General features: G+C 62.8%; 13 protein-coding genes. 9 read left to right on the top strand and 4 right to left on the bottom strand.

From position 1 onward, the window contains the following. Nucleotides 1-4: 4 nt before the first annotated feature. A complete protein-coding gene (locus PR018_RS01730; RefSeq protein ID WP_142824110.1) occupies nucleotides 5-460 on the bottom strand; it encodes a nucleoside deaminase in 456 nt (151 codons plus the stop codon). Nucleotides 461-545: 85 nt separating this feature from the next. Between PR018_RS01730 and PR018_RS01735 the strand changes: the two genes are divergently transcribed. The 3 genes from PR018_RS01735 to PR018_RS01745 are packed head-to-tail and all read left to right on the top strand — an operon-like array spanning nucleotide 546 to nucleotide 4,103. Next, on the top strand, nucleotides 546-2,660 hold the full coding sequence (locus PR018_RS01735) for a pseudouridine synthase (RefSeq protein WP_142824111.1): 2,115 nt from the start codon (nucleotides 546-548) through the stop codon (nucleotides 2,658-2,660). 6 nt (nucleotides 2,661-2,666) lie between these two features. Next, the gene (gene rsmD / locus PR018_RS01740; RefSeq protein ID WP_142824112.1) at nucleotides 2,667-3,227 is read left to right on the top strand and encodes a 16S rRNA (guanine(966)-N(2))-methyltransferase RsmD; all 561 of its coding nucleotides are present in this window, start codon (nucleotides 2,667-2,669) and stop codon (nucleotides 3,225-3,227) included. 12 nt (nucleotides 3,228-3,239) lie between these two features. Next, nucleotides 3,240-4,103: a patatin-like phospholipase family protein gene (locus tag PR018_RS01745; protein WP_224128241.1), complete on the top strand. Its 864-nt coding sequence runs from the start codon at nucleotides 3,240-3,242 to the stop codon at nucleotides 4,101-4,103. Here PR018_RS01745 and PR018_RS01750 read toward each other — a convergent pair. Beyond that, a complete protein-coding gene (locus PR018_RS01750; protein WP_142824114.1) occupies nucleotides 4,100-5,905 on the bottom strand; it encodes a monovalent cation:proton antiporter-2 (CPA2) family protein in 1,806 nt (601 codons plus the stop codon). The two genes, PR018_RS01745 and PR018_RS01750, sit on opposite strands and share 4 nt — an antisense overlap. A gap of 119 nt (nucleotides 5,906-6,024) precedes the next feature. On the opposite strand from PR018_RS01750, the gene PR018_RS01755 reads away from it, so the two are divergent. From PR018_RS01755 to lpxK, 6 genes are all read left to right on the top strand, one after another. After that, nucleotides 6,025-7,371, top strand: coding sequence for a TldD/PmbA family protein (locus PR018_RS01755; protein WP_142824115.1), 1,347 nt, complete (start codon nucleotides 6,025-6,027; stop codon nucleotides 7,369-7,371). A 98-nt stretch (nucleotides 7,372-7,469) separates the two neighbouring features. After that, a complete protein-coding gene (locus PR018_RS01760; protein ID WP_142824116.1) occupies nucleotides 7,470-8,279 on the top strand; it encodes a 3'(2'),5'-bisphosphate nucleotidase CysQ in 810 nt (269 codons plus the stop codon). A 59-nt stretch (nucleotides 8,280-8,338) separates the two neighbouring features. After that, the gene (locus tag PR018_RS01765) at nucleotides 8,339-8,590 is read left to right on the top strand and encodes a DUF4170 domain-containing protein (protein WP_111217599.1); all 252 of its coding nucleotides are present in this window, start codon (nucleotides 8,339-8,341) and stop codon (nucleotides 8,588-8,590) included. A gap of 162 nt (nucleotides 8,591-8,752) precedes the next feature. After that, a complete protein-coding gene (waaA, locus tag PR018_RS01770; RefSeq protein WP_142824117.1) occupies nucleotides 8,753-10,072 on the top strand; it encodes a lipid IV(A) 3-deoxy-D-manno-octulosonic acid transferase in 1,320 nt (439 codons plus the stop codon). 25 nt (nucleotides 10,073-10,097) lie between these two features. Continuing rightward, entirely contained in the window at nucleotides 10,098-10,814 is a 717-nt protein-coding gene (locus PR018_RS01775; protein WP_142824463.1) for an HAD family hydrolase, read from the top strand. 58 nt (nucleotides 10,815-10,872) lie between these two features. Continuing rightward, entirely contained in the window at nucleotides 10,873-11,922 is a 1,050-nt protein-coding gene (lpxK, locus tag PR018_RS01780; protein WP_142824118.1) for a tetraacyldisaccharide 4'-kinase, read from the top strand. Here the strand turns inward: lpxK and PR018_RS01785 are convergent. Both PR018_RS01785 and mutL read right to left on the bottom strand, forming a co-directional pair. Continuing rightward, nucleotides 11,919-12,149 carry a DUF2093 domain-containing protein gene (locus tag PR018_RS01785; protein WP_142824119.1) on the bottom strand — a complete coding sequence of 77 codons (231 nt, stop codon included), beginning with the start codon at nucleotides 12,147-12,149 and terminating at the stop codon, nucleotides 11,919-11,921. The two genes, lpxK and PR018_RS01785, sit on opposite strands and share 4 nt — an antisense overlap. Nucleotides 12,150-12,209: 60 nt before the next feature. Beyond that, nucleotides 12,210-14,024: a DNA mismatch repair endonuclease MutL gene (mutL, locus tag PR018_RS01790; RefSeq protein WP_142824120.1), complete on the bottom strand. Its 1,815-nt coding sequence runs from the start codon at nucleotides 14,022-14,024 to the stop codon at nucleotides 12,210-12,212. Between the last annotated feature and the right edge of the window lie 273 nt (nucleotides 14,025-14,297).

The following is a 14,297-nucleotide window of genomic DNA, read 5'->3' on the forward strand; positions in this document are numbered from 1 at the left end:
CGCGTTATTCGCCGCGCCGGGCTTGGAAAAATGCCTTGAGGATATCGCTGGCATCGCTTTCGGCGAGGCCTGAATAGACCTCCGGACTGTGATGGCATGTCGGCTGCGCAAAGAAGCGCACGCCGTTGTCGATGCCGCCGCCTTTCGGATCCTCCGCGCCATAGTAGAGCCTGCGGATGCGGGCGAACGAAATGGCCGCCGCACACATCGTGCAGGGCTCCAGCGTCACGTAGAGATCGGCATCGACCAGCCGTTCCTGGCCTAGCGTTGCGCTGGCAAGCCGGATCGCCACTATTTCGGCATGGGCAGTGACATCGTTCAATTCCCGGGTCCGGTTGCCCGCTATGGCGATGACGGTGTTGTCGAGAACCACCACGGCGCCGATCGGCACTTCGCCACGCTGTCCGGCGGCGCGCGCTTCATCCAGCGCCAGCGCCATGAAATGATTTGTCCTCGCCATCAAGATTTTCCACTTAACCGAAGCGGCGTGACCTGATAGGACACGCCAAAGACCAATTTGGTCTAAAAACTCAGGCAAACATCAAATGACATTCAATGACAAGCCCAAGCGGCCTGGGTCCAAGCCCTTTCTTCGCGATAAGCCGATGCCGAAGCGCGAAGACACCAATGCTGCAAAACCTGCGCCGTCGAAGCTGACCAAGGCGAATATCCCGGATGACGCCGAGCGTATCTCCAAGGTGATGGCACGCGTCGGCGTCGCCTCCCGCCGCGATATCGAGCGGATGATCATGGAAGGCCGCGTCAAGCTGAACGGCGTGCAGCTCGACAGCCCGGTCATCAACGTCACGCTGACGGACAAGATCGAAGTCGATGGCGTGCCGATCCGTGGTATCGAGCGCACCCGTCTGTGGCTCTACCACAAGCCTGCCGGCCTGGTGACCACCAATGCCGATCCGGAAGGCCGCGATACCGTATTCGACAACCTGCCGGACGACCTGCCGCGCGTCATGTCGATCGGCCGCCTAGACATCAACACAGAAGGCTTGTTGCTGCTGACCAACGACGGCGGCCTTGCCCGCGTGCTGGAATTGCCGACCACCGGCTGGCTGCGTCGCTACCGCGTTCGCGCCCATGGCGAGATCGACCAGGATGCGCTCGACAAGCTGAAAGAAGGCATCGCCGTCGATGGCGTGCTCTATGGCTCTATCGAGGCAACGCTCGACAAGGTGCAGGGCTCCAACGTCTGGATCACCATGGGTCTTCGCGAAGGCAAGAACCGCGAAATCAAGAACGTCCTCGGCGCGCTCGGCCTCGAGGTTAATCGCCTGATCCGCATTTCCTACGGCCCGTTCCAGCTCGGCGACCTGCCGGAAGGCCAAGCCGTAGAAGTCCGTGGTCGAACGCTCCGCGACCAGCTCGGTCCACGCCTCGTCGAAGACGCCAAGGCGAATTTCGATGCGCCGATCTACAACGTGAGCGGTGGCGACGCAGCTGACGACGACGAAGCGCCCGCCGCCCGTCCGCAGCAGCGCGATGACTGGGTCAAGCGCGAAAAGTCCAGCGACAAGCGCGCTCCCGCCCGTGGCCATCTCGATACCAAGCGCGAGGACAGCAAGGGCGGTGCCCGTGGCAAGGACGACGACCGTCCGAAGCGCGCACCGATGACGACGCCGCGCCGCAGCGCCAATGTCTGGATGGCGCCCGGCGCCCGTCCTCTTGGCGAGAAGGCAGCTGAAAAGGTTGCCAAGAATCTCGAAAGATATGGCCCTTCGACCCGTGGCCCGCGCGTGCGCCCCGGCTCCGAGCGCCCGGATGAAGGTCCGCGCGTCCGTGTCAGTCGCGTCAGCGACAGCGAAGGAGAGTGGATCCGCGCCACTGACGATTCCGACGATGCCAAGGGCAAGGGCGGCGGTTTCGGCCGCAAGAGCGCCGGCGGCGACCGTCCGCCACGCGGCGACAAACCGTTTGGCGACCGTGCCCCGCGCGGCGACCGGCCCCAGGGTGCAAAGTCCTTCGGTGATCGTCCGGCCCGCAGCGACAAGCCATTCGGCGATCGTGCTCCGCGTGCCGAGAAGCCGTTCAGCGACCGCCCGCGTGGCCCGAGCCGCCCGCGTACCGAGGGCGAGGATCGCCCACGGACCAGCTCTTTCCGCAGTGACAGCCGCTCGGATGCCCCTCGTGGCGATCGTCCCTCCGGCGACCGGCCACCGCGCGGTGATCGTCCACAAAGCGATCGTCCTCGTGGCGACCGGCCCGAGCGCGCCCGTCCGCAGGGCGACCGCCCTTATTCCGGCAGGCCGCGCACTGAAGGCGAGGATCGTCCCCGTGCAAAGCCGTTCCGCTCCGACGCTCCGCGTGGCGATCGTCCTGTCCGCAGCGAACGTCCGCAGGGCGAACGTTCATTTGGTGACAAGCCGAGAAGCGACCGCCCGACACGGTCCTTCGATGGCGACCAGCGGTCCGAGCGTCCGGCAAGGACTGAACGTCCCTCCGGTGAGCGCTCGTATGGCGACAAGCCGGCCGGTGCAAAGCCCGCAGGCCGTCCTTATACAGGCAAGCCAGCCGGTAAATCCTTCGGTGGCAAGCCAGCGGGCAAGCCGGGTGCAAAGAGCTTTTCCGGCAAGCCACGCGACGGTGCCGGCAGCGGTCGTCCGGCAGGGGGTGCCCCAAGGGGTGGTCCGAAGGGCAAGAGAGGCTAACGGACGGTGAGGATTGTCGGCGGAGAGTTTCGCGGTCGGTCTCTAGCCGTGCCCAAGTCCAATGCGATCCGGCCAACGGCTGACCGGACGCGGGAGAGCCTGTTCAATATCCTCAGCCACGCCTATCCCGAGGCGATCGACGCGACGCGCATGATGGACCTCTTCGCCGGCACCGGCGCGGTCGGCCTCGAGGGCGCCTCGCGCGGCTGCCGCCACGTGCTGTTTGTCGAAAGCAGCGTCGAGGGCCGTGGCCTTCTCTGGGAAAATATCGATGCGCTCGGCCTGCACGGCCGGACGCGCATGCTGCGTCGCGACGCCACCGATCTCGGCAGCGTCGGCAATCTCGAGCCGTTCGACTTCCTGTTCGCGGATCCACCTTATGGCCACGGCCTCGGCGAGAAAGCCTTCGCGGCGGCAGCCGATGGCGGTTGGCTGGTGCCGGGCGCCCTTGCGATCCTCGAAGAGCGTGCCGATATCGTCGTCAACGCTCCTGCAGATTACGTATTGCTGGAGGTCAGAACCTTTGGCGACAGCAAGATGCACTTTTTCCGCTACCAGCCGGCTTGAGTTATGAACACGATGACCAGACTGGGTGATGAGATCACCGACACCGCCTACAGATCGTCGCAGCCATCCGTGGCCGTCTCCTTCGGCGGTGGCGGTGCGCGTGGGCTTGCCCATATCCACATCATCGAGGCGCTGGACGAACTCGGCATCCGGCCGGTCGCCATTTCCGGCTCGTCGATCGGCGCGATCATGGGTGCAGGCATGGCGTCTGGCATGAGCGGGCTCGAGATCCGCGACCACGCTCTCTCCAGCATCGGCAACAAAAAGGCTGTCGCCAACCGGATCTGGGGTCTCAGGCCGAAGTCGGTACGCGGCCTGAAGATCGGACAGTTCGATCTCGAGCGTGTGCTGCGGGCCTTTTTGCCGCATCAGGTGCCGGATAGTTTCGACGGTCTGCGCATTCCGATGAAGGTGATCGCTACCGATTATTATGGCCAGGCCGAGGTGGTCATCGAAGATGGCGATCTTATCGAGGCGCTAGCCGCTTCCGCCGCCATTCCGGCCGTTTTCATGCCCGTGCGGCGAAACGACCGCGTCATGATCGACGGCGGCATTATCAATCCGGTGCCTTACGAACATCTGATGGATCTTGCCGATATCGTCATCGGCGTCGATGTTGTCGGCGCGCCGGATGGCGACGGTACCCATGTGCCGAACCGCATGGAAAGCCTGTTCGGCAGCGGCCAGTTGATGATGCAGACGGCGATTGCCCTGAAGCTCCGCCTGCGTCCGCCGCAGATCTTCCTCTGCCCAGCAGTCGGGCGCATCGGCGTCATGGATTTCCTGAAAGCTCGCGAAATCCTCGCCATGTCCGTCGGCATCAAGGACGAGCTGAAATATGCGCTCGATGAGATCCTGACCGCACGCCAGACCTAGAGACTCGCTGGCTCCGACAGATCGTCGCTGGCATCGATGACTTCGACCGACCGCTTTGGCTTGATCAGCGGTTCCGGCTTGACCGGCTTCGAAAACAGCATGTCGGCACCTGCCTGCGGACCTTCCGTCGTCTGCAGAATCAGTCGCTGCTCGTCGCGCCTGCGGATATCTTCCTGGATCGCCATTGCCTCCGCTTCACCGACTCCGAGTTCCTCGAGGGTCCGCCGGCCGAACAATAGGCCTGATTCCAGCGTTTCACGCAGCTCGTAATCGACGCCCACTTTTCGCAGCGCGATGGAGTGGATGCGGTCGTAGCTGCGCACGAAAATCCGGGCATGGGAATATTCAGCCTGCACCAGTTCGACGATCTTGTCGGTGATTTCCCGCGTGTGGGTGCAGATGACCACGATCTTGGCGCGGTCTATGCCGGCGGAGCGCAGAACGTCCTTGCGGGTTCCATCGCCGAAATAGATGCGAAAACCAAAGGACGACGCCTGCCGGATGCGGTCGGCGGAAAAGTCGATCACCGTCACCTCGCGGCCTCCGGCAAGCAGGATCTGTGCGGCGATCTGGCCGAAGCGCGAAAAACCGATCATCAGCACGTCGGCGCCGGCGCCCTCGAAATTCTCGTCGATCTCTTCATGCGCATCGCCTGACATCAGTCGCTTCGAGAGCGCCACGGCAAGCGGCGTCAGCGCCATCGACAGCGTGACGATGGCGATCAGCAACGAGGCAGTGCTGTCGGAAAGCAATCCGCCGGTGGACGCGGCGGTGCTGAACAGAACGAAGCCGAATTCGCCGCCCTGGGGCAGCAGCAGGGCGATGCGGATGGCGTCGTTATGCGACGAGCCCGATATCCGGCAGAGGGCATAGATGACCAGCGCCTTGATTGCCAGCAACACCGGCACGGCCATGAGGATGAAAAATGCGTGATCGTAAATCACCTGAAGCTGCAGCGACAGGCCGACGGCAATGAAGAAAATCGCCAGCAGCACGCCGCGAAACGGTTCAATATCGGCCTCCAGCTCGTGCCTGTACGAGGATTCTGCCAGCATCACCCCGGAGAGGAAAGCGCCCATTGCCATCGACAGCCCCGCCATTTGCATCAGCGTGGCCGAGCCGAGCACGACAAACAGTGCTGCTGCAATCATTGCCTCGCGGGCGCCGGTCCGGCCGATCACCTGGAACAGCGGCGTCAGCAGGTAGCGGCCGACCACGATCATGCCGGCTACCGCGCCTATGGCGATGGCAAGATCGGTCAGGGGATGGGCTTCCTGTTTCGGCCCGTCGAGCACAGTGATCAGTGCCAGCAGCGGTACGATTGCGAGATCCTGGAACAGCAGCATCGAGAAGGATCGCTGGCCGTAACGGGTGTTGATGTCGCTCTGGTCGTCAAGGATCTGCATCGCGAAGGCGGTGGACGACAGCGCCAGGCCGAAGCCGGCAATGACGCTGCCGCGCCAGTCGACCATGCCCGTAAGCCATGCGGCGAGCGTAAGGGCCATGCCGGTGAAAATGACCTGGGCGCTTCCGAGGCCGAAGATATCCCTGCGCATCTGCCAGAGCCTGGTCGGCTTCAGTTCGAGGCCGATGATGAACAGCAGGAATACGACGCCAAGCTCGGCTACGCCGAGAACAGCTTCGCCGTCGCTTATGCCGTGCAATACGGGGCCGATGACGACGCCGGCCGCCAGGTAGCCGAGCACCGTGCCCAGACCGAGCTTCTTGAAGATCGGTGCTGTAACGACGGTGCCGCCGAGCAGCAACAGCGTTTCGGTGAAGAAGGCGTTGGGGGCTGACATGGTCTGTATCTTTCCGTAGGTAGGCAGTGCATATGCTGTCGAGCCCCAAGAATCGACACGCTCGGCCTTGATGCTTTCGGTACTGCACAATAAATGGAAGACGAAGGAAAGGCCAACTCATGTCCTCTGAAATCGATTCCGCAACACTACTTTCCCGCGCCAGCCAGCTGATAGATCTCGCCCGCAAGGCCGGTGCCGATGCCGCCGATGCGGTCGTCGTGCGTTCCCGGTCGCAATCGGTGAGTGTACGCCTCGGTAAGGTCGAGGGCACAGAGTCCTCCGAAAGCGATGACTTCTCGCTGCGCGTCTTCGTCGGCAACCGGGTCGCCAACGTTTCGGCCAATCCGGGTTTCGATCTTCAGGTCCTGGCTGAACGCGCCGTTGCCATGGCGAAGGTGTCTCCGGAGGATCCGTTTGCGTGTCTCGCGGACGACGACAAGCTGGCCCGCAACTACCCAGATCTCGATCTCTATGACCCGACCGAAGTCTCCACCGACCAGCTGCGTGAAGCCGCGCTGGCGATGGAGGAGGCAGGTCTTGCCGTCAAGGGCGTCAGCAAGTCCTCCGGCTCCGGCGCATCGGCCGGCATGGGCGGCATGGTGCTGGTGACCTCCCGCGGCTTCGAAGGTGCCTACATGGGCTCGCGGTTCGGCCGATCCGTCAGCGTTATCGCCGGCGAAGGCACGGGCATGGAGCGCGACTACGATTTCGACAGCCGTCTCTACTTTGCCGATCTGGATTCCGCCGAGGACATCGGCCGCCGCGCCGGAGAGCGGGTGGTCAAGCGCATCAATCCGCGCCAGGTGCCGACCGGTAAGAATGTCACCGTGGTCTTCGACCCCCGCGTCGCCCGCAGCTTCGTCGGACACATCGGCGGCGCCATCAACGGCTCCTCGGTCGCCCGCAAGTCGAGCTTCCTGCGCGACAAGATGGGCCAGCAGGTGCTGAAATCCGGAATGTACATCACCGACGATCCACTCATCGTGCGCGGCTCTGCCTCGCGTCCCTTCGATGGCGAAGGTGTCAGCGGCCAGCGTCTGGTGATGATCGAGGATGGCGTGCTCAAGCATTGGTTCCTGTCGACATCGACCGGTCGGGAGATCGGCATGCCGACCAACGGCCGTGGCGTTCGCGGCGGCACAACGGTTACGCCATCATCCACCAATCTTGCGCTAGAGCCCGGCGAGATGTCGCCGGAAGAGCTGATCAAGAGCGTCAAGGACGGGTTCTACGTCACCGAACTGATCGGCCAGGGCGTCAACATGATCACCGGCGAATACAGCCGTGGCGCAACAGGTTTCTGGATCGAGAACGGCGAGCTGACATTTGCAGTGTCGGAGGTGACCATTGCCTCCAATCTCAAGGACATGTTCATGCGCTTCACGCCGGCCAACGATATCGACCGGAGCTTCAGCACAGCAGCGCCGACCATAGCCATCGAAGGCATGACGCTGGCCGGCCTCTAGAGTGCCTGCGTTTGGAAGTGCATAAAAACAAAGAGATAGAGCATTTTTGCGTTTCCGTGAAACGCTGAGATGCCCTAGGCCGATACGGGAACCAAATCATGGCCGAGAGCGCAACGTTCAGCTGGGAAAGCGACCTGGAGCTGATTGTCCAGGCGGCCAAGGAGGCCGGCGAAGTGGCGCTCGGCTTCTTCCGGCAGTCTCCGGAAGTCTGGTGGAAAAATGGCGGGCAATCGCCTGTCAGCGCCGCAGACTATGCCGCCAACGATGCGCTCTCCAGAGTGCTGCAGGCAGCCCGTCCTGACTACGGCTGGCTCTCCGAAGAGACAGACGACGCATCCGACCGCCTCCAGCGCCGCACGTTGTTCGTCGTCGATCCGATAGACGGGACGCGCGGGTTTCTGGCTGGCTCGGAGATCTGGTGCATCAGTGTCGCTGTCGTCACCGACGGGCGCCCTGTTGCCGGCGTTCTATTCGCGCCAGCGCTCCGCGAACTCTATGTCGCGGGGCGCGAAGGGCCTGCGCTCAAGAACGGCAATATACTCAAGGTGTCCGAGCCAAGAGCCGGCGATGTCCATCGGCTGGCAACTGCCGAAGACATGATTGCCGGCTTTGGCGCGGCGTTCCGCAGCACCGTCCAGCGCGTCAAGCACATCCCATCGCTTGCCTACCGCCTCGCCATGGTGGCCGACGGAAGGCTGGAAGGTACGTTGGTCAAGCGCGATTCCCATGACTGGGATCTGGCTGCAGCCGACCTGATCCTGCAGCGTGCCGGGGGGCAGCTTGTCGACCTTGCCGGCGACCTGCTTGTCTACAACAAGGCCGTGGTCAAGCATGCCGAACTTTGTGGTGCCGGAGAGGCCCTGATGCCGGAATTCCTGCATCAGCTTGCCTCCCGACGAGACGGTTGACCTTTCACCCAAAATCGCTCAGATGAGCGTTGGGGGAGCGATAGGAAAGAAAGACAGATATGACTGACTCCAGCGCTAAAAAGCAGCTTTTGCATCTCGTTTTCGGCGGCGAACTCGAAAATCTCAACGACGTGAATTTCCGTGATCTGAGCGGCCTCGACATCGTCGGTATTTTCCCCGATTATGCCAGCGCGCACATGGCCTGGAAGGCCAAGGCTCAGCAGACTGTCGATAACGCTCATATGCGCTATTTCATCGTTCACATGCATCGCCTGCTCGATCCGCAGGATTCAGCCTCTCCCAAAGGCTGATTGCGGAAACCATTGATACAGCCGTGATTGTCGCGGGTCGGTCATAAATTTGCCAAGCATCTGGTTTTACTGCTCTTTTCGAGCTAAAACTTTATTTAGTCCAGTCGCAACAGTTTGGGTTTTGGCATTGATGACGATCACCACGGATCGGAGGCTTCTGCGATGAGCAGCTTTAGGGCGCGTATGGCGCTGAAAGCCTATCGTCTCGGTGGCGTCGCGATCTCGCCACTGATGACGCCCTACCTTGCTCTGCGTGCGACCAACGGCAAGGAAGACAAGGCAAGGCGTGGCGAGCGCTTCGGCTATGCCAGCGCCAACCGGCCGCAGGGTCCTCTGATCTGGTTCCATGCCGCAAGCGTTGGCGAGACCTCGGCCGTCGTGCCACTGATCCGCGAAATCCGCCAGCGAAACATCCACGTGCTGTTGACGACAGGCACAATGACGTCGGCGCAGGTGACCCGCGAGCGTCTCGGCAATGATGTCATCCACCAGTATGTCCCGCTCGACCTGAAGCCTGCCGTCGCCCGCTTCCTCGACTACTGGCAGCCAGATTGCAGTATCATCGCCGAATCCGAGATCTGGCCGACGACGATCGGCGAACTCGTGGCGCGGCGTATCCCGCAGATCCTCGTCAATGCCCGCATGTCGGACAAGTCCTTCAGCCGCTGGCAGCGCCATCCGTCGCTGGCTGCAGCACTGCTGGAAAATATGGCGCTTGTTCTGGCGCAATCGGATGTCGATGCGGAGCGTTTTCGCGACCTCGGTGCGCTGCAGGTGAGCACCTCCGGCAACCTCAAGGTCGATACCGACGCACCGCCCTATGACGCGGCGGTGCTGGCCGATTACATGCGGCAACTCGGCACCCGCAAGACCTGGGCTGCCGTCTCGACCTTTGAGGGCGAGGAGAATGCTGCCGCCGTCGTCCACCGCACCCTCAAGGCGCGCGACGATCTGCTGACGATCCTCGTCCCCCGCCATCCCGAACGCTGCGACGATATCGAGAAGATGCTGCTGGCACAGGGGCTGAAGGTCGCCCGCCGGACCCGCAACGATCCGCTGACTGCAGATGTCGACGTGTTCCTCGGCGACACCATCGGCGAAATGGGCCTTTACCTTCGGATGACCGAGGTGGCATTCGTCGGCCGCTCGCTGTTCGAGAACAAGGGTGGCCAGAACCCGATCGAACCGGCAATGATGGGCTGTGCGATCCTGACAGGCGGCCACGTGCAGAATTTTCGCGAGTCCTACCAGAGGCTTGCGCGCAGCGGCAGCGCCCGCATGGTCCGCGACACAGAAATGCTGGCCAAGGGCGTCCATTACCTTTTGACCAACGACACTGCCCGCGCCACCATGATCGAGGCCGGATTTACGGCGGTGCACGAGATGCGCGGCGCCCTGACGGCGACGATCAAGGGGCTGGAGCCCTATATCAATCCACTGACGCTGAAAGCCCGGCTGTTGCCGAAGGCCGCGCAGGCTTGAGGACTTCCTGGTGACTGACGAACGACTGGCCGCCATCCGGGGCATCCTTTTCGACAAGGACGGCACGCTGCTCGATTACAACAAGAGCTGGCTGCCGGTGAACCGGCAACTGGCGCAGATCGCCGCCGGAGGCGAGGCGGCGCTGGCGGACCGGTTGCTGCTTGCCTGCGGCATGGACCCGGTGTCTGGCCACGTCGTTCCGGACAGCCTGCTGGCAGCCGGCAACACCCGCCAGATTGCCGAAGGACTGGTCGCTGCGGGCTCGACCCTCGACATCGATGATCTCACGCTCCAACTGGACGACCTGTTTTCAGGCGCCGCGCAGTTTGCCGTTCCGGTCACGGATCTCCGAGCCTTTTTTGGCCGCCTGAAGGCAAGGGGATACCGTCTTGGCGTCGCCTCCAGTGACAACCAGACTTCCATCCGCGAAACTGCCCGGCATTTCGGGTTTCTCGACTGCCTCGATTTCATTGCCGGCTATGACAGCGGGTTCGGCGTCAAGCCTGAGCCCGGCATGGTGCTTGGCTTCTGCGAGGCCACAGGCCTGTCTCCGGGCGATGTAGCCATAGTCGGCGATAACAATCACGATCTCCACATGGGACGTAACGCCAGCGTCGGGCTCACCATCGGCGTCCTGACCGGCACCGGTTCGCCGGAAAGCCTGGCCGCCGCCGCAGACTATTGCCTCGATGACATCACCGGGCTCGAGCCGCTTCTGCCCGATGCCCTGATGTCGCGCTAACCGCTTGCATTCAAGCGCAAACTGCCGTCTCTTTGCCGATAATCGAACAGGGGATCACATGGTATCGGAAGCACCGCCATTCTGGTGGACGAAGCCCGATTGGCGCGCGCGCCTGCTCTGGCCGGTGTCGTACCTCTATGGCCGCATCGCCGGCAAGCGCATGGCCAATGGCCGGCGAGCTTCCGTCCCGGTTCCAGTCATCTGCGTCGGCAATTTCACGGTCGGGGGCGCCGGCAAGACGCCGACTGCGCTCGCTCTAGCCCGTCAGGCAAAGGAAAAGGGGCTGAAACCCGGTTTCCTCAGTCGTGGCTATGGTGGCTCGGCGCGCGGTATCACCGTCGTCGAACCGGATAATCATACCGCGGCCGTGGTCGGCGATGAGCCGCTGCTTCTTGCGCGCGAAGCCCTGACGGTGATTTCACGGCGACGCATCGAAGGGGCCCGTCGCCTGGTCGAAGAGGGCGCCGATCTCATCATCATGGATGACGGCTTCCAGAGCGCCCAACTCGCCATCGACTATGCGCTGCTGGTGATCGATGCCAACAGCGGAATCGGTAACGGTCATATCGTACCCGGAGGACCGTTGCGCGCGCCCCTCGGCGAACAGCTCCGGCATACGTCCGGACTGCTCAAGGTTGGCAGCGGCAAGGCGGCCGATGCGGTGGTGCGGATGGCAGCTCGCGCCGGCAAGCCGTTTTTCACTGCAGTGCTCAAGGTGCGCGGGCAGGAGGGTCTGGCCGGCCAGAGCGTACTGGCCTTCGCCGGTATCGCTGACCCGCAGAAGTTCTTCCGTACCGTGGAATCCACCGGTGCCACAATCGTCGTCCATCGGCCTTTCGGCGACCACCAGCACCTCAGCGATGCGGCAATTGTCGATGTTCTCGACACGGCAAGACGCCATGACCTGAAGATCGTCACGACATCGAAGGATTATGTGCGTTTGCTTGGCAGATCCGGCGCTGCGGAGCAACTGGTTGCCGAGAGCCTTGTCATCGAGGTCGAGATGACTTTTTCGGACCACCGCGCTGCGGATCTCATCATCGACAACGCCCTCGCAGCCTGCCGTAGCCGGGGGCTCGCGAAAGGCACGTCCGGCACCAAGGGCTAGCGACGCTGGTTGGGCAGGATACCGGCGCGCTTGTCGGCCTCAAACGAGGCGATGGCGTCGGCATAGGGTTCCTGGCGGGCAACGCTCCAGTAGCGGAGTTCGTCAAGCGGAATGCGCTGTCCGGTCATGGCGCAGATCACATGGGAGCCGGGCGCCAGCAGCTGGAAGTCGCCGTCGAGATAGCGCACCTTCGCTTCGCGGTTTCCGCTTCCCTCTAAAAGGTTCATTTCCGTCGTTCTCCTGCCATCGCCTGCCTTAGCGCGGCGGCGGGCATATTTCCAGCTTTTTCAGCTGCGGCCGAACAGCCGCTCGATATCGCTGAGCTTGAGCTCGATATAGGTCGGTCGCCCGTGGTTGCATTGGCCGGATCCGGGTGTTGCTTCCATCTGCCGCAACAGCGCGTTCATCTCCTCCGGGCGCAGTTGCCGTCCGGAACGCACCGAGCCATGACAGGCCATGGTGGCAGCAACATATTCAAGCTTTGCGCCCAGCAGCGATGACGTGTCCCATTCAGCAATCTCGTCGGCGAGCTGGCGGATCATTCCCTGCGCATCGACCTCGCCCAGCATCGCCGGCGTTTGTCGCACTGCGATTGCTCCCGGTCCGAAGCGCTCGATGCCAAGTCCCAGATTACCGAAGTTTTCGGCATGCACCATCAGCCGGTCGCAATCCTCTTCCGGCAGGTCGATGATTTCGGGAATCAGCAGCACTTGAGACGGCATCCGCCTGGAATGCAGCGCCTTGCGCATCTCCTCGAAGACAAGCCGCTCATGGGCCGCGTGCTGGTCGACGATGACCAGCCCGTCTTCCGTCTGGGCGACGATGTAGTTGGCATGGATCTGTGCCCGGGCCGCGCCGAGGCGGTGCTGTGGCTGGGGTGCGTCTGGCTGGACGCCGGCATGGCCTCTGTCTACGCGAGCCGCCGGGGTCGACAGGTGCTCGAATGTTGCCTGCGCCGGTTCGCCGAAGCCGCTCGCCACGGACGTTGCATCATATGGCCGCGATGGCGAAGTCTGTGGCGTCCAAGGTGCCGAAGGCGGGGAGGGGCGCCACGCCGCATGGGCGCTGCCCCGGAAAGAGCGGAGCATGCTGTCGGCGCCGGTGGTTGCGGCCCGGTCGCCATCGCGCGACAACGCCTCGCGAATGGACCCGACGATCAGTCCGCGCACGAGGCCGGGATCGCGGAACCGCACATCGGATTTCGCCGGGTGGACGTTGACGTCGACCAGCGCCGGATCGATGCTGATCGACAGCACTGCCACCGGATAGCGCCCCGACGGAATTGTCTCGGCATAGGCGCCCCGGATCGCCGAGAGGATCTGCTTGTCCTGCACCGGTCGGCCATTGACGAAGGCGTACTGATGCGCCGCGTTGCCACGATTGAAGGTCGGCACACCGGCATAGCCCTTCAGACCGACGTCCTCGCGCTCGGCATCCAGTGCAATGGCATTGTGCTTGAAGTCCTCGCCGAGCACCTGAGCCATGCGCGCCAGCCTGTCGTCACCGGTTGCGGCAAACTCCAGCGTCGAGCGGTCGGAGCCCGAGAGCACGAAGCGCACATGTGGAAAAGCGATGGCCATCCGCTTCACGACTTCGGTGATAGCTGCTGCCTCGGCACGTTCCGTCTTCAGGAATTTCAGGCGGGCGGGCGTTGCGAAAAAGAGGTCGCGGACCTCGACGATGGTACCGGGATTGGCGGCTGCCGGCCGCAGGTGCAGCAGCCTGCCGCCGGCGACGGCGATTTCGGCGCCGTCCGCGCCATCCGCCCTGCGGCTCGAAATCGACAAGCGCGCCACCGAGCCGATCGAGGGCAACGCTTCGCCGCGAAAGCCGAGGGTGCGGATGTTGTCGAGCGTATCCGATATCTTCGAGGTGCAGTGTCGGCGTACGGCAAGTTCGAGATCGTCCCGGTCCATGCCGCTGCCGTTGTCGCTGACCCGCAGCAGTGCCTTGCCGCCACCGGCAGTGGCGATCTCGATACGCGTTGCACCGGCATCCAGTGCGTTTTCGATGAGTTCCTTGACCGCACTCGACGGCCGCTCGATGACTTCGCCGGCGGCGATCTGGTTCACCAGGGTTTCGGAAAGCTGCTTGATGTTCATGGCAGCATTTTCCCGGATTCTTGACCCCGTGGAAAGGAGAAACTGTCCGCTCAGGGCACCGTCCACCTTATTCCGCGACGCAACATGTTCGCTGCGCCATTAATCGGACCTTAATACTAAAAAGGCAGATTTCCGTTATTGTTTGAAATGATTGCAGGCGGTGCATTGCACCTGATCTCGGCGCGTGATGGCCAGCTGGAAACCGTCACATATACTGGCCGGCATCCGTCTGTTTCAAACAGCTTGCCAGCATGCTTACCGCAATTCGGCGCC

Source organism: Rhizobium rhododendri (assembly GCF_007000325.2).
Classification (GTDB): domain Bacteria; phylum Pseudomonadota; class Alphaproteobacteria; order Rhizobiales; family Rhizobiaceae; genus Rhizobium; species Rhizobium rhododendri.